Origin of the sequence: Nostoc sp. PCC 9305 (genome assembly GCF_963920915.1) — a bacterium.
Taxonomy (GTDB): domain Bacteria; phylum Cyanobacteriota; class Cyanobacteriia; order Cyanobacteriales; family Nostocaceae; genus Nostoc.
In genome coordinates this window covers 17,609-32,536 of the sequence record NZ_CAWUDN010000037.1, presented here as the reverse complement: position 1 = coordinate 32,536, position 14,928 = coordinate 17,609, and the positions used below count along the sequence as shown (strand labels likewise).

General features: G+C 40.7%; 24 protein-coding genes. 19 read left to right on the top strand and 5 right to left on the bottom strand.

Annotated elements, in window-relative coordinates:
- Positions 1-53: 53 nt before the first annotated feature.
- The 5 genes from ACM0OX_RS15885 (at position 54) to ACM0OX_RS15865 (ending at position 2,303) form a co-directional block, all read left to right on the top strand.
- A complete protein-coding gene (locus ACM0OX_RS15885) occupies positions 54-266 on the top strand; it encodes a hypothetical protein (RefSeq protein ID WP_414516006.1) in 213 nt (70 codons plus the stop codon).
- Complete coding sequence (locus ACM0OX_RS15880) at positions 266-595, top strand: hypothetical protein (protein WP_414516004.1); 330 nt, start codon at positions 266-268, stop codon at positions 593-595. Before ACM0OX_RS15885 ends, ACM0OX_RS15880 begins: the two co-directional genes overlap by 1 nt.
- Positions 596-856: 261 nt before the next feature.
- A complete protein-coding gene (locus tag ACM0OX_RS15875) occupies positions 857-1,642 on the top strand; it encodes a hypothetical protein (protein WP_414516002.1) in 786 nt (261 codons plus the stop codon).
- 35 nt (positions 1,643-1,677) lie between these two features.
- Positions 1,678-1,941, top strand: coding sequence for a hypothetical protein (locus tag ACM0OX_RS15870; protein WP_414516000.1), 264 nt, complete (start codon positions 1,678-1,680; stop codon positions 1,939-1,941).
- Positions 1,938-2,303, top strand: coding sequence for a hypothetical protein (locus ACM0OX_RS15865; protein WP_414515999.1), 366 nt, complete (start codon positions 1,938-1,940; stop codon positions 2,301-2,303). Before ACM0OX_RS15870 ends, ACM0OX_RS15865 begins: the two co-directional genes overlap by 4 nt.
- A 33-nt stretch (positions 2,304-2,336) precedes the next feature.
- Here the strand turns inward: ACM0OX_RS15865 and ACM0OX_RS15860 are convergent, their stop codons facing one another.
- Positions 2,337-3,104 carry an Rpn family recombination-promoting nuclease/putative transposase gene (locus ACM0OX_RS15860; RefSeq protein ID WP_114086289.1) on the bottom strand — a complete coding sequence of 256 codons (768 nt, stop codon included), beginning with the start codon at positions 3,102-3,104 and terminating at the stop codon, positions 2,337-2,339.
- Between the two features lie 485 nt (positions 3,105-3,589).
- Here ACM0OX_RS15860 and ACM0OX_RS15855 point away from each other — a divergent pair, with 485 nt between their 5' ends.
- From ACM0OX_RS15855 to ACM0OX_RS15840, 4 genes are all read left to right on the top strand, one after another.
- A complete protein-coding gene (locus tag ACM0OX_RS15855) occupies positions 3,590-3,913 on the top strand; it encodes a hypothetical protein (RefSeq protein WP_414515998.1) in 324 nt (107 codons plus the stop codon).
- A gap of 110 nt (positions 3,914-4,023) precedes the next feature.
- Entirely contained in the window at positions 4,024-4,635 is a 612-nt protein-coding gene (locus ACM0OX_RS15850) for an IS607 family transposase (protein WP_414515997.1), read from the top strand.
- Complete coding sequence (locus ACM0OX_RS15845) at positions 4,601-5,830, top strand: RNA-guided endonuclease InsQ/TnpB family protein (protein WP_414515995.1); 1,230 nt, start codon at positions 4,601-4,603, stop codon at positions 5,828-5,830. The genes ACM0OX_RS15850 and ACM0OX_RS15845 overlap by 35 nt, the downstream gene beginning before the upstream one ends.
- Positions 5,831-6,095: 265 nt before the next feature.
- Positions 6,096-6,371 carry a hypothetical protein gene (locus tag ACM0OX_RS15840; protein ID WP_190965416.1) on the top strand — a complete coding sequence of 92 codons (276 nt, stop codon included), beginning with the start codon at positions 6,096-6,098 and terminating at the stop codon, positions 6,369-6,371.
- A 3-nt stretch (positions 6,372-6,374) separates the two neighbouring features.
- Here the strand turns inward: ACM0OX_RS15840 and ACM0OX_RS15835 are convergent, their stop codons facing one another.
- Positions 6,375-6,788 (bottom strand): hypothetical protein, encoded by a 414-nt coding sequence (locus ACM0OX_RS15835; protein WP_414515992.1) that lies wholly within the window; start codon positions 6,786-6,788, stop codon positions 6,375-6,377.
- Between the two features lie 34 nt (positions 6,789-6,822).
- Between ACM0OX_RS15835 and ACM0OX_RS15830 the strand changes: the two genes are divergently transcribed.
- Complete coding sequence (locus tag ACM0OX_RS15830; RefSeq protein WP_414515991.1) at positions 6,823-7,038, top strand: hypothetical protein; 216 nt, start codon at positions 6,823-6,825, stop codon at positions 7,036-7,038.
- Between the two features lie 10 nt (positions 7,039-7,048).
- Positions 7,049-7,369, top strand: coding sequence for a hypothetical protein (locus ACM0OX_RS15825; RefSeq protein ID WP_414515989.1), 321 nt, complete (start codon positions 7,049-7,051; stop codon positions 7,367-7,369).
- A gap of 270 nt (positions 7,370-7,639) precedes the next feature.
- Here the strand turns inward: ACM0OX_RS15825 and ACM0OX_RS15820 are convergent, their stop codons facing one another.
- Positions 7,640-8,389 (bottom strand): SDR family oxidoreductase, encoded by a 750-nt coding sequence (locus ACM0OX_RS15820; RefSeq protein WP_414515987.1) that lies wholly within the window; start codon positions 8,387-8,389, stop codon positions 7,640-7,642.
- A 321-nt stretch (positions 8,390-8,710) separates the two neighbouring features.
- Between ACM0OX_RS15820 and ACM0OX_RS15815 the strand changes: the two genes are divergently transcribed.
- Positions 8,711-8,941: a hypothetical protein gene (locus ACM0OX_RS15815; RefSeq protein WP_414515985.1), complete on the top strand. Its 231-nt coding sequence runs from the start codon at positions 8,711-8,713 to the stop codon at positions 8,939-8,941.
- A 547-nt stretch (positions 8,942-9,488) separates the two neighbouring features.
- The gene (locus tag ACM0OX_RS15810) at positions 9,489-10,019 is read left to right on the top strand and encodes a hypothetical protein (RefSeq protein ID WP_414515983.1); all 531 of its coding nucleotides are present in this window, start codon (positions 9,489-9,491) and stop codon (positions 10,017-10,019) included.
- Positions 10,020-10,107: 88 nt separating this feature from the next.
- On the opposite strand, the gene ACM0OX_RS15805 is transcribed toward ACM0OX_RS15810, so the two are convergent.
- Together ACM0OX_RS15805 and ACM0OX_RS15800 are read right to left on the bottom strand one after the other, a co-directional pair.
- Positions 10,108-10,575 carry a DNA-binding protein gene (locus ACM0OX_RS15805; RefSeq protein WP_414515981.1) on the bottom strand — a complete coding sequence of 156 codons (468 nt, stop codon included), beginning with the start codon at positions 10,573-10,575 and terminating at the stop codon, positions 10,108-10,110.
- Positions 10,576-10,628: 53 nt separating this feature from the next.
- Entirely contained in the window at positions 10,629-10,865 is a 237-nt protein-coding gene (locus ACM0OX_RS15800) for a hypothetical protein (protein WP_414515979.1), read from the bottom strand.
- 149 nt (positions 10,866-11,014) lie between these two features.
- Between ACM0OX_RS15800 and ACM0OX_RS15795 the strand changes: the two genes are divergently transcribed.
- From ACM0OX_RS15795 to ACM0OX_RS15770, 6 genes are all read left to right on the top strand, one after another.
- Complete coding sequence (locus tag ACM0OX_RS15795; RefSeq protein WP_414515977.1) at positions 11,015-11,524, top strand: hypothetical protein; 510 nt, start codon at positions 11,015-11,017, stop codon at positions 11,522-11,524.
- 65 nt (positions 11,525-11,589) lie between these two features.
- Positions 11,590-11,946: a hypothetical protein gene (locus ACM0OX_RS15790; RefSeq protein ID WP_414515976.1), complete on the top strand. Its 357-nt coding sequence runs from the start codon at positions 11,590-11,592 to the stop codon at positions 11,944-11,946.
- 215 nt (positions 11,947-12,161) lie between these two features.
- Complete coding sequence (locus ACM0OX_RS15785; protein WP_163938111.1) at positions 12,162-12,602, top strand: hypothetical protein; 441 nt, start codon at positions 12,162-12,164, stop codon at positions 12,600-12,602.
- Between the two features lie 2 nt (positions 12,603-12,604).
- Positions 12,605-12,799, top strand: a complete 195-nt coding sequence (locus ACM0OX_RS15780) for a hypothetical protein (RefSeq protein ID WP_414515974.1) — start codon at positions 12,605-12,607, stop codon at positions 12,797-12,799.
- 14 nt (positions 12,800-12,813) lie between these two features.
- Complete coding sequence (locus ACM0OX_RS15775) at positions 12,814-13,095, top strand: hypothetical protein (protein WP_414515973.1); 282 nt, start codon at positions 12,814-12,816, stop codon at positions 13,093-13,095.
- Between the two features lie 3 nt (positions 13,096-13,098).
- A complete protein-coding gene (locus ACM0OX_RS15770; protein ID WP_414515972.1) occupies positions 13,099-14,640 on the top strand; it encodes a hypothetical protein in 1,542 nt (513 codons plus the stop codon).
- The last annotated feature ends 288 nt before the right edge of the window (positions 14,641-14,928 follow it).

The following is a 14,928-nucleotide window of genomic DNA, read 5'->3' as shown; positions in this document are numbered from 1 at the left end:
GAGCAAACTTAAATTTTATCCAAATAGAACACCACAATTCATCGGATAAGCCAATGGAACCGATAGAAATACTGAAGCAGTTCAACTCATGTTACGTAAATATTCAAGCGATTGCACAAAATGAAACTTGGCTTTTGTTGATTGCTGATAAAAAGATTGACCCAGAGGCAGCAACTCACTTGGGCGATACATTGCATTATTTGGGCGAGGTTATGGGTTGTGTGGAAGAAGTCGTTGAGGTCAAGTTTAATCAGGAGGCAGAATAATGCAACCAACAATCACCATCCCATACGGTTGGAAATATCCACACTTCACCTTGGGACAGCGTACAGAACAGGGAATTATCATCGGCATGAAGTATTACCTGAGCGATAGTCTTTTAGCTTATGAATACGATGAAGGCTGGCGTTATCTAGTCATGCCTGACATGAATTCTATTGAAGAAGAGAATCACTTAGAAAACGAGATTAAATTGCTCAAACCCCAGGAATTGAAAACACTTCTAGAAGCAGAGATTAAAAAGCGGCTATATCAACTCGAAGTGCTGAAATACGAGTTAAAAACAATTCCTGGAATTGTCATGAATAAGAATTAAGAAGTCAGAAGTCAGAATCAAGATACTCGTAGACTTGTAGACTCGCTATTATTCAGGAATTCAGACCTGTGGCTTTCTTGTTGACCACTAAAATTTCTTGTTTTGTGGGGATGCAAAATGCTGATTATTCACTAGCTTTCTCGGTAACAATACCTTTCCTATATTCTGACTCCTGACTCCTGACTCCTGAATTCTGTTGATAAATAACTAAGTCGAACAGTATCCAGTATCAACGCAATTTTTAGCAACAACAACGCAATTATGGAAACCATCAAAATCAACAACAGCGTCTTTCTCATTCCACCCAGCCAACCTAAACTACAAGCCAATTGCGCTAAGGAATATGGTCAATTCCTTCTCGATTGTCCTCCAAAACTGACGATTCTTGAAGCACAAGCCGGAGGATATCTCAAAGGTAACAAGGCTGACTTTGCAATCGCAATCTCTCGCCCTGACCGTCCATTGACCATCAACGAGAACTTTACCAATGAACCATTTACTGAACTGTGGGTCATTCCTGTGAGTGGTGGGTTAAAAGACCAGTTCAAAGGGCCAGCCTCCATGCTGCTTTCTTTCCTGATCCACCGCCGCAGTAAAGACAATTTTGCTGGATTGTACAACCACTTCGCCCATCGTGCCTTTCAGCAGTGGTGTGAAGATGGAATGCCGGGAGATCCAAAAGAGTTTTGTTATGCAGCGATCGCTTCGGTACTGAAAAACTACATTTTCTGCGCCGAGTTTCAGAAAGTGGAAGGGACATTAGGAACGTACTGGTTTATTCAGTGGAGCTATCGCAATCCTCAATCTGATTTTGAGAAGGATGCTCTCGTTGCAGCAGAGATGATTCGTAGTGGTGCTGAATCTGGGGCAACACTCCATTGGGTGACGAATGATACTTACGAGCGATGGGCTAGTAACGCTGTCACTGCACCAGCATTACCCGCGGTTTCGGAGACTGAAGCGAGGGCATCTCTGCAAGGACAGAATCAGACAGCAATGCCGCAAGGAAAACGGCAATTAGACACGAAAAAGGCGATTCACCTTTGAGTCGCCACTATATAAACTAGCAGCAAAAACGAATAATGAAAATCGGTACTGTCTCAGTTAGTTATTCCAGAAAATTTAACTTGGGCAACTACGAATCAATCGAATTAGGTTGTTCGCTTTGGGCACAAGTGGAAGATGAAGAAGATGCGGACGGTGTAGTTCAATTTCTTTATCATCAAGCAAAAGCAGCAGTTAAAGAGGCTGCAATGCCTGTGATTAAAGCGAACGAATTCCAAATTAGTAAAGCCAAATCTCAAAAGAAGGTGACAACTGATTTCGGTGACATGGAGGATTTATGAAACAACTAACAGGTTTTATTCCGATTGCCGCATTACCTGAATCTACTACGGCTTCTGCTAAACAACAGCTAATAAAAACAATTGAATGGCTCCACAAAGAAGGTGCTGCTACTGAAACCAACCTCAAACTCTTAACTGCAATTGTCGAATCTATTCTTTGCTCGGAAGAATCATACAGCAGATTTTACAGTGTGGGTTTGATGCAGCGATTGAGTTTTTCGACACCAATTCTCAGAACTGGGACTTTGAAGAATCAATCTCATCACATCATAATCCTAGAAATTGGGATGGTTATAAAAGGTCACAAAGCAACCACCGTCATTGAGTGCCGGAGAATATGGAGACTTGAAAAGCAGCCCTAGTTGACCCGATCTGGTACAGAAATCGTATCAAAATCATCCTTGGTTCTCAGATTCTCCCTGTTGTAGTTGTTGCACTACTTCTACTGATAAGTCAGTCAGCCGAGCGATCGCATCAACAGCCATGCCCTCTTTTAAGAGATTAACAGCAATTTGACGGGCTTTTTCATCGCTACCTTCGGTCTTTATTGATTGATAAACCACTGATTCGCGCATAATGTCCTTCCTGAATAAACGGCCAATCACTTCTTGTTCTAATACTAACCCAGCCAGGATTGCTGAGGCAGCAGCAATATTACTTTGTGTCCGACGATCAGCAATTTTATCAATACTTTCAGATGCAAGTTGTAGTGTACCAACCTTGTTCTCAGTGGCACTCAAAACTGCAAAGGGGAGTAATCCTGGTGCTGCCAAAAATACCTCTGGGGGTTGCTCCCACAAACGAATTACCGTAAATTCATGTCGTAAACTTTCAGTGGTAAAAGTTGTTTGATACACCTTCTCTGATTCAGTTTTGGCTAAGTAAATTACCACTTGATGCATTCGCTTATTGGGAAAACGGCGATACACCCTTAAACGATAATCAGCCATCCGAAACGGCATATCGTCATCGGGTTTGGTCTGGAATTCAATGTGGAGAACAACTTCATCTGACTGCAACAAGATTAAAGCATCAGCACGAATAGGTTCTAAAGACAATTCTGTAGGACTTAATTTGGTTAAAGTAATTGGTTCTCCTAATAACCAAGTAGCGAAATCAGGAGAATACATTTCAGCGATAAATTTACAGGTGTTATCAAACATAAACCAAGTTTATCAAATGATAAGGCAGTTTCAGCATTAAAGTCATAACTCACCAGATGTACTTCCATATCAGGCTGTTCATCCAATGATTAAAAATGGCTAATCTTCCATCAATTAATTCAGTTGTCAAAGTCATTAAAGCATTGGGAGAACAAGACCCAAGGTTAGGGTAGTAATTCAGTATTCAGCACATGAATGGTTTGTGTTCATTTCCCAGATATGCCACTTGGTCAAGGATTTTTTTTCAATTCACATTATTTACAGATTCATAGAGTCATAGCCAAGATTATGCCCAGAAGATCCACTCATTCCACCCCTACTGACCAGTCCTCATTGTGCCTACAATATCTCAATCGTTGTGGTGGTAGCGCTAGATTGTGTCATATCAACTTCAGTCTTAGTGTGATTCAAATGTTAGTCAATCAAAGAAAAGTAAAGATTAAGAATACTGGTGCAGGGTTTTTTATTGAATTGGAGGATGCAAAATGAGAACCCATAAAGTAACTCATCAATCATCTTTGCCTTCAAACAATCGTAATAAATTAGTTCTTCGTCGGACTCGAAAAAGATTCAACTCCAGGATTTTTTTCGACCGCATCATAGAAACAACTGCAATTGTATCCCTACTTTTTACCGGATTTGCGGGAGTAGGGGCGATGGGGTGCTGGGGAATGGAGATTGCTACAAGTTCTCAATATTGGCAGCATCAGAAAAAGACCTACTTGGGTGCAATGCTGGTCAGTTTTTCCGCCTTCTTGGGCAGTTCTTTAGTCGGAGCAAGTTTTAGTATTAAACGGGATAAATTTTAGGGAGGGAATCAGCCATGAAAGAGTTAAAGATAGGACAAAGAATATCCTGACAAACTAAACATTGCCGGACAAAGGTTTGTATTCTCTTCAAAAAAGTTTAAAAACACAAAATGTCGATAAATTATGTACCTCCAAGAGTCGCTGTTACCAAATTGGGGGTCAGCACCCAAACACTCGAAAGGTGGCTTGAGAACGGGAAAATCGAAGGTATCTTTACCCAAGGAAGGCAAAGACGATATAACCTGGATTCAATTATCCCTGTTCGACGCGGTAATCCCGCAGATGAACGAGTCACCTTGTTATATGCCAGGGTTTCAAGTCGCGGTCAGAAAAACGACCTATCTCAACAGGTTGAGTTTCTTCAGTCTCGTTACCCCAACGCAGAAATCATTACCAACATTGGTTCAGGACTCAACTTCAAGCGAAAAGGTCTTCAAACCTTACTGGACAGAGTTCTCACAAACTCTTGCAAACTTATTGTCATTGCCCACAAAGATCAGATTTGTCGCTTTGGGTTCGATCTTATCTCATGGCTGTGTGCTAGACAGCAAACTGAGATATTGGTTCTCAACCAAACGAACCTCAGCCCAGAGCGGGAAATGGTCGAAGATATCCTTGCCATCATCTATGTCTTCAGTTATCGATTGTACGGACTCAGAAAGTACAAAAAACAAGTTACTGAAGACAGTGAGTTACCGAGTATATCCAGTAAAGGAACTTGAAGTTATTTGGAAGAAATGGGTTGCTACTGTTCGCAAGGTTTATAACATTTCAATTGCCTACTTAAATGAAAATCAAGGTTTTAGCAAGGTAGGTAAAAAAGGCGGAAAAATGGGATTCAGAACCATGCTTAAAGCATCTGGATTAATACCCCAGTGGTGCTTAGATTTGAACGTTTCCAAAATACTAGATAATGCTTCAATGGAAGCATATACTGCATGGTCAGGAACTGCCAAAAAGCCTAAAACAATTGGCAAGGGAGAAAACAAAAAGCCACATCCTCAAGCAGAGTTAAAAATTGCTAAGTTCCGCAGTATTCGTGACCAAAAGTTAACTATTCAGTTTGACCCATCAGCTTACAAAAAAGGCAGATGGATGATATCAACTACCAAACACTTACCCCCTCCTGAATTTAGAGGACAAAATTTTTGCACTCTAACTGATGGGTCTTCAGAACTAACCTATAACAAAGATCGATGGTTTGCTCACTTCCCTGTAGAATTTGAGCAATCAGTAAGTGTCACAAATAAAGTAATCGCACTTGACCCCGGCATTAGGGCTTTCATGACTGGTTTTGATGGTAGCGATTTTTTGGAATTTGGCAATGGTGATTTCAGTAAAATAGCTAAACTTTGCTCACATCTTGATAAACTAAAATCAAGGCATGACCGGAGTATTGGGCATAATTTCAAGCGCTTTAGATATAAGATAAGGATTGCAATGGAAAGACTTAGAACCAGAATCAAAAACCTGCGTTCTGAGTGCCATAAACAAGTAGGCTCGTATCTTGCTAAAAACTACGACGTGATTGTGCTTCCCACGTTTGAGACTTCCCAGATGGTAGTTAAAAAGAAACGGAAGCTAAGAAATAAGACAGCCAGGGCAATGATGACTTGGGCTTTCTATCAGTTCTCTCAAACCCTTGAACACTTGTGTAACCGCTACGGTTCCAAGTTGGTGAGAATTACTGAAGAATATACATCTAAGACTTGTACTCGTTGCGGTCACGTTCATAGAAAACTTGGTAGTTCTAAGAGCTTTAGATGTCCAAACTGTGGTTATGAAATACCACGGGATTTTAATGGAGCCGTGGGGATTTTCCTCAAGGCAATGTGGGATACTACCTTCACCGACTCAGTGGGTGATGTTGTACTTGATATTCACGATATCCAAAATGTTGCAGAATGTCTCGGTTAAAAGTATCAGTACAAAACCAAACATGGCGGCTACAAAATCGAGACTACGGAATTATCAGATGGTGCTGTAGATGTTCACGTTGGGAAGCAGGGCTTTTTTAAAACAACTTGGGCATCACCTTCAACTCAAACTTTTGACAATCATACACAAGCTGTTGGCCACGCAAAAAAGGCTATTGATAACGGCGAAATCGATTCAGTTTTACAAAGTTGAAACTAATGGAAATTCGTTCCTTTCAACCATCTAAATTTAGAGGAGCAAGAAAATGACATTAACTCTAGATAATCGCTCTCGAAACAAAGAATCGTCCCTGACGCAAGCATTGCGGCAGATACAGGAGTTAAACTCCAAAATTGCTGTGTTAGAGCAGCAGCATCAAGATTATGTGCAGAAGCAACAAAATTTAATTCCAGCGATCGCTGAGATTTGTATTTCTCCGATACAGGAAGTACAGGCGCTGCGGATTCTGATTTATCGGGGAGAAGCAGCTTGTCGGCAGTATCTGAGATCGCTGTTGGTCAAACAGAGGAAGAATTCATAGAGATCAAACACTCATTGATTCTGGTTCTGTACGTGATATTTCTAAAACTCGCTGTAACCAATATGAAATTTCTTGAGATGCAGATTGCTTTTGTTCAGCATCAGTCCAGATATCGTCCCAATGGAATAGCCAACGAGTCAGAAGACGAACTAAATCAACTAATTCACAGGCTCGGTCAATATCATCTGCCTTTACCATATCTGGTACAGTCCACTCAATAAAGTACCGACTTTCTTTTATCAGAGTCAGTATCAATTCCTGCGACGAGCCTTGAGTCCACAAAGACTGAATTTGATCAAGGTGTACAGCTAGATGATGCAAACGGGTAGGTACATCATCTTGTATAAAAATTTGTTGTTTCGGTGTCAATTCGATCATAAATTTCCCAGTGGCGAGATTACCTAATAACAAATTCAAATCATAACCTCTATCAAGCAAAGGAATTCTAGTTATGAAACGGAATCAAGTACAAGTAATTGTTGTAAGTCTCACTGGTACATTAGCGGCCGTATCTATCGGGTATTTAGGAGTGCAAATTTTTGGCAGAAATACAATGTACATAATTTCTACAGCCATGCTTAGGCTAGGTACTGGAGGAACTATCGGCCAGATTTTGGTGGAGAAAAGGCAGCAGCAAGTATTACAAACACAATCAAAACAAAGATAGGAGCAATGGCATGGAAGCTTCAAAAGTTGTCACCATCCCGAATCACTGGACATCACCAAAATACTCGTTAGGGCAAAGAACCGAGCAGGGGATGATTGTAGGGGTTCAGTATTATCCACCCAATAATATACTGACTGGCTTATGTAACGAATCTTGGCGTTATGCTGTCCTAGATAAAAACGATTTTTCCGAAGTGTCACATCTTGAAGAGGAGAAAATTCATCTGCTTACACCAAGTGAATTACGTGCTGAACTTCAAGCCGAAATTGAAGCGTATCAAATCGAAATTGTAATTCTCAAGCAACAGTTGGAGACAATATCCAATGCTTAAGTCGATGCCCACATACTGAGAAGTGTCTCTAATAATAGATAACTTGAGCAGTGTAGAGCCAACTTTTCACCAGAAATGGAAAAGTCCGAGTTAGAAGAATAATGCTCAACTTTTTACAAAAGATGGCGATTTATTCCATTCCTTCAATGTATGGGATAAATCGCCATTTACCGTAAGAATCAATAGTCAATAGTATCGAGTGTACGAAAATCGTGAGAAATTTGCGTAATGACTAATAATTTATGCCACTGCTTCAAGTCATGGTATAAGTTACCAAGCTACTGGTTCACCAAGATGGAAAAACCCACCACTGGGGCCATCATTTGGCAATATCGCTAATTCAACACCAGTTTTCGCACCTAATGCGATGTCCATCATTGCACCTTCACCACCTAATTCCGTTTTTACCCAACCCGGATGAGCGCTATTAATCTTCACCGGAGTATTGCGTAACTCATGAGCTAAATGAATCGTGAATGAGTTCAATGCTGCCTTAGAAGCATTGTAAGCAAATGGTTTGGAATCATAGATGAATGAATTGGGGTCAGCATGAAGTGTTAACGAGGCTTCAATACTCGACATATTTACAATTCGACCGCTAGGACTATTCAATATTAACGGCAATGCTCGTTGAGTTAATTCTACTAAGCCAAAAAAGTTTGTGTTAAATGTCTGTCGAATAATGTCTACAGAAATAGAACTAGCATTACTGGTTAACCAATCACCATCTAAAAATACACCTGCGTTATTGATCAAGACATCAAGTTTCCCAAAAGAGTTACTAATTTGTTGAATAGCAGATTCAATTTGAGTACTATCAGTAACATCCAGGGCAATTGGGTGAGCTATTATTCCTTCGTTCTCTAAGTTACTTGCTGCTGTTTTAGCTGCATCTAAACTACGAGCTGCTATTAGAATTGTCAATCCATGTTGTCCAAGTTGACGACTCATTTCCAGCCCCAGACCTTTATTTGCACCAGTAATCAAAGCTACTTTGTTCTTTAGTTCGTCCTGCGCCATGATTAAGCACTCCTGTGTAGTGATGAATTTAGATCACATTTCAGAACAAGATGTTTAAGCTGAGTTTAAATACTGGGTTAATCCTCTCATAAAGTTTAAACGTTGAGAACCTAGAAGAAAGGCTAGGTTAAACAGCACACACTTGTTGGCAAAAAAAAATAATTCAAATAGGATTATTGCAATGAGCTTGACTATGCGGAAATTTTTTTCACTAGCCGCTTGATGTATAATTTCTTTCTTTAACGAATCTGCTGCAATGGTTTACCAATCTATGGGATTATGAAAAAAATGCCAAGGAAATATAATTTTTTCGATTAGTTTATGCCCAAAGAAATATTCCCTTCATCATTTGAGTGTGATTGTGGCTATGAACTTCATTTTTTCGAGAACACAATTAAGGAAATGAAGTTGATGAGTAAACAGAAAAAAACTCTCCTTTGTGATGGAGCAGATCCAAAACACACTGTTGTATTTGAGCATGGGTTGATGGTCGATATCGAGTGCCCTAAACAAAAGAAAAAGAAAAAGAAAAACTTGCAAAATAAAAAATAGAAAGCTTGGGAAATAAATTTCAGCATCAGTCATGAAAAGCTTGTAGGGATAGGATGTAGGGAATCCCACACTTAAAAGCAGGCGTTCCGTGAGCATCAGAGGCTGTCGATCCCACTTCATAAAAAAGCCCCAAAAACGGAGTTTTTTTCATCCCTATTTTTTTTCTTCAACCCTGCCACTTCCTTTGTGACACCTATCCTATATAGCTTTGAGTGCTTTCAAGTGACACTAAGTCCATAATTTAACCATGCCGCTTTTTGTGACATTCCTTTAATAGCAAGGGTTCTAGAGTTTTACCCAATCTGGCCGCTTTCTGTGACATCTATACACAGTAAGGCTTTTAGATGTCACGGCAGACCTTGCTGCTTTTTTATGCCGCTTTGTGATCCGATGCGACAGTAAAATATAGATGACGTTTAAACCAAAATTCAGGCGGAGCAACCAAAAAAAACACCTCAGTTGCAGATCGCCTCCGGTGGGCAGTTATGCCATCGCTAAACTCTTGGTAATTCCCCGTTGTGTCTATATTTAAATATGGTATGAATTAATGCTCATTTCTGCTGATACCAAAATTCCTTTTCCACGCTCCCTAGTTTATGCTAGCTATCGTGACAAACTAGTTGAACTAGTTCCCTATATGCCAAACGTGCGTCAGATCACACTTTTATCACGTAAGGAAGCAGGCAGTAATATTTATACTGTCAATGAATGGCATGGTGGCAGTGAAATTCCAGCAGCAGCAAGAGTTCTGCTCAGTGAAGATATGCTTTCTTGGACAGAATATAATACCTGGAATCACACAGATTTGACAGTTGAATGGCGTATTGAAACTCACGCTTTTACAGAAGCAGTTAAGTGTTCTGGCAAAAATCGCTTTTTGCAAGATGGTAATAGTACAGTAATTGAAAGCCGTGGCGAACTAGTGATTGACGCGAAACAAATCAAGGGAGTACCATTCTTCCTCACAAGTAGAATTGCTCATCTCGTTGAAGATTTTTTGGGGAAGAATGTACAACCAAACCTCGTAGCCATGAGCGTGGGAGTGCGCCAGTATCTAGAGCAAAATCCATTAGATTGAAAAGCAGCATATCAATCTAATGGCACACTCGTTCATTTGAAAGTCCAGTGGTGGGCGGGGAGTAAATGTATTAAAAGCTAAATATTCACTATGCGTTCGCTATATTTGCTAATTCTAGCCATCGACTTAATTCTTTTTGATTAATGATGCGTAATTTAGAGAAAGGAATACGGCGTTTAGATGCCCAACGGTACAGGGTTCGCAAAGTCACTTTGTAGCCTGTTTTTTCATAGAGATAGTCCGGCAATTCTCGCCCTAATAGTGGAAATTCCGGGTTTTCTAAATCAATGCCAAATTTGGAAAGTCGTTCTTTCTCTTTCATCAATAATAATGAAACGTCAGACAAAGAATACTTTTTGAGAGGGTTTTGACGTTTCAGATAAAATAATCCTAGTAAATAGCAGCACTCTTTGAGCTTGATTTCTCTCTTGTAAGGCTGAACGCCACATATTCTTAGGCAGTTACGCCAAGTTCTTTGACAAATATTCTTACCTAAAATATGTTCACAAGCTGTTTTCACCCAAGCAAGACTGTATGCTTCTTCAATACTTTGCATATTTTGTTGCTCCCTTTACTCAACAATGCCCAGGTTTAACCTGGGCGCGAAAATTACTCTTCTTCTCCCTGATTGGCAGCGTCGGGGGAAATTTTCCCTCTCAAGCGCTTGTTAATCATTCTCTTGTTACTGCGTTCAACATAAACACCAAAACCGTTTTCCCAAAATACACGGTGCAGTTCTGATAATTTCCAACCCTCAAACTCGGCCAGTTCCTCCGCTTCTTCAAAGAGTGCTGTTGGCACGTAAAGTTCAATCCTGGTCATTCCCTGCGCTTTTGTTCTAGGCATTGTTGCATCCATATTTAATCACCCAGATTATCAAATGAGATTGGTTATGGGACAAGAACCCTACAAATAAATATTTTTGGGTTCTTATGTGATATGTAGCCAATATAGACTATATTAGTGGTGTAGTACCATATAAGAAACAAAATAATATGGAAAAAATCAAACAAATACTTACTTTGCAAGGGATTGAGTTCGATGAGGGCGATATTTTGTCCGCTGCATCAGCTATTGGCATGGATGTTGATAATTTGAATGATGCCGAAGCTCAAGAAGTGGCAATTCAAGTTGCACAAGCCAAGAAATCAACTGCTCTGACCACTGCTAATGGCAAGTCCAAAAATGGCAATGGCAAGTTAGGTAAAAACTCACCCCGTCGTAAATCCACTCCTCCATTGCAAGGAGCGATCGCTCATGCATCCCAGGTTTCAAACCAAGAAATTCAATCTCTGGAGGATGTTCTCAACGTCGGGATTGATGCTTACACAACCGACAAAGCCGACCAGTTGTTATCGACGATTCGCAATGCCCCCAAGGACGTGGTGAGTAAGTTTGTCTCTAAAGCGATGGAGGAGGAAGCTGACGTAGATTCCTTTCGTGCAATCGGTGACGAACTCGTTGCGGGTATTTTCGGTATTAGCCCAACAAATGCGACCGAATAAATTCATCTTGGTAGCAGCAGTACTGAATCTGCTGCTATTAACCCTCGTTTTGGGCGTGGCAATATATGGAGCAACAAGACCAAACCCATCGCAAAGCATTAAATATTCACCTGAAGAAGGACGGGGAATTGAATCTGTCAGGGCTGACACTAGAAAACCTATCTTCAGAAGAATTCCTAATAGTCCAGCAAATTATTGATGAGTCGAGAGTGCGATCGCAGTCCAATAGACAGATTGAGGAATTGATGCAACGGGGAATGATGGCTCAAACTGCGATCGCAGCTTTTACCATTCTGATGTTTTCATTCATGGGCATATATGGCATAACCCGATATATCGGCTCACAAGTTCAACAAGTTCAGCAGACTTATACACAGGAGTCAGGAGTCAGGAGTCAGAATTCAGGAGAACTGAATAGGTAGAATTTAACGAACAGAATTCAGGAGTCAGGAGTCAGAAGTCAGAATAATTAAAGAATCAAATAAAGACTTGATAAATATCCTAGTTTTAATAAACTTCTTATATATTCTGGCTTCTGGCTCCTGACATTTAATGTTTTATAGCCTATTCATTCAGTACTACAATTCTTTATTCTGGCTCCTGACTTCTGGCTTCTGAATTCTTTAAGGAGAAAAGAATGTTAGGAAAATGGCTTCCTGGTTTATTCGGCGGTAAAGGTGATGGAGTGGTATCAACGGATTTAAGAGTTGGGGATGCTACCCAAATTGAGGGTAATTTACCTTCATCAATCCGCGATCGCTACACATTGCCAGCTTACACTACAGCAAAGCAGGTTCTTGATGAAGCAGAAGTGGCTGGCACTCTAAAAGCACAGAAGTGGTTGCACACTAAATTTTCCCGGCATAGGCTCAAGCAGTTGCAATCCTTGGCAGAGATGTATAAAAACCAATTGGCATATTCTCAAGAAGCCATGAAGGTTGAGGAGGATTTGCAGCGAACCAGGGGATTACATGGGGAGGCGGTGATCCGTCATGCCTTTGGTTCGCAGGAACAACAACGCCAGTTGGGGGGATATGAGAAAGCATTTGATGAGGTAGGTGACAGCTTTAGGTTTTAAATATGACCCACGAATTTTATTTAGTGATTAATTACGTTATCCCTGGCTTTAACACTCAAACCAACCAAGTTACAGACATCAACGATTACTGCTATGGATTGTATGACAAACTCTGTCACAACCTAAAGAATTCGGAACAATTCATTGTTGTTCGTGCTTGCCCTATTAAACGAGGTCAAAAACCAAATCTTCCTTAATTTGAGTTGATCGCATGAAACTATCTTTCGTTGGATATGCAGTTTGTGGAGTGGGCTTATCAATGTTGATGGGTTTTCTATCAGTTGCCAGCCCAGTCAGTCAATTCTTGGTGTGGATCATTGGCATGATTTGCATTTGCGGTTTGGCAGTTGGTTTCTTTAACTTTGCTGGCTTAGTCGTTAAAGGATTCGGTTTCAACCGCAAGACTTTCACCATTGGCTTAATGCCTGGAGTGATATTCCTGTTTGTCTTCTTGACTTTAGTTGCAGCTGGTGTTGCTTTAGGGGTGCGATAAATTATGGGATTTGAATTACAACGTCTAACTGCCAGTAGCGTCATTCATGCAGAACGGAGTATTTTATGTTCTTTAGGAGCGAGTGCAGTGTTATGTCTGTCTGCTCCTTTTTTCTTAAACACTGATCGAATAACAACCGGGATGCTACTTGGTGCTGGAACACTGAGTGCTGGCTTATTTGGGGTATCCGCTCAAATCAGCGAAAGTAAGGAAAAAGTTTACCAGTCTTTGCTAGAAGCTGACCTCAAAGCACTCAAACAGCATTTACAAGGTGAGGCTGTTTATGATTATGTTACGACTGCGATCGCAGCTAAACGCAGAGTTGCTGATTACGTGAATCGGCTACCAATGCAAGAGCGCCCCCGGTGGATAGCTGAATATCAGTTGCAAGGGTTGGTTACACTTCCCGAACCACCAGCACAACAATCACCTTCACCGACTGGTATTCCCAATCCCGATATTGCTGACATCGATGAAGAGTCGGTGCAGTCGGTGATTAATCCGGGCGCGATGAAAATTCTGCAAGCCCTAGCAGCAAATTATCCTGATTACATCAGAATTGATGGTGCTTGGATTGATGAACTGTGTAATGCTGCATCTAATCAAAATATGACTCTTCGCAGCAATCACCATTTTTACCTATCTGGTGGTACACAGTCTGGCAAATCAACTTTAGCAGGGGTGATTATCAACAAAATTGCTGCAAAATCTCAAAGCCCGGCAATTGTGATTGGCAGCGATCCAAAGGATGATGTCACCAGATGGCTGTGCAAGTTTAGCCGTAAGTTTGACGGCATGAAAGAATTAAAAAACTGGATTACCTTTGCTACAGACCAAATTGACAAGCAGAAAGCAAGAGTATCAATTGTTGGTGGTGAATGTCAGGGTGTCCCGGAATTATTTCTTGCACAGGATGAGGTGGACTCTGTATTTGGTGGTGGCAAGGGACTTCCGGGAATGGTTGATGCTGATACCGCCAAAGACTTGCAGGGTTTTTGGAACTATATCATTAAATTCACTGCTGGGTTAAAGGGTCATGGTTTATTTATGGGCCAGTCCCCACTCTCTGGAGAAACCGGATTTAGCCGCCCATCTCTGAAAAACGTTTGCTTTATTGCTGTAGGGCAGACATCGAGTTATATCCTTGACCATCCACAAGACTTTGTAAACGTCAAAAAAGAAATTCTTGAAATTTTGCGACAGGCTTGCGAAATGTTGGATAAAGCCGGAGTTCGATATGCCCTGGTGATTCCTACTCGGTCTAATCCCTTCGTTGCCCTAATCCCGGAATTTGATATCAAAGGTCTGGAACAAAAACAGGATTCCAAACCGAATAGTGACACTGTTGATAGTTCTAAAAATAATCAACAATCCTCACAGCAGCAGGTTGACTGGTATGAAGAAATTAGAAAATGGGCAACAGAATTAGGAAGAAGACCGCATTTTCAGGAAATTAAACAGAAGTGGTACGAATTAACGGGGCAAGAGTTAAACGAAAAAGGCGTTACCCTACTGCTGGAAAATCTCGGCTACACAGACGATTAAACTGGAATGCTCGATATGGTAATCCTAAAGAGTATAGGAAACAAGTAGCAATCGCTCACCGAAAAACTCACAATTATTGTGTAGTCTGTCTGACTAATAAAAGTGAAGAGATTCATCACGCTTACTATGGGAATGACGTTATTGGAGTATCAACATTTCCTACGTGCTACCGTTGTCATAATGAAATTTGTCATAGTCCAATTAACTGGATAAAAAGCCGTAATAACCCAGTTTGGGGCAATCGTAATACTGACGAATTTATTACAAGATTGAGGCTGGGATATCAAT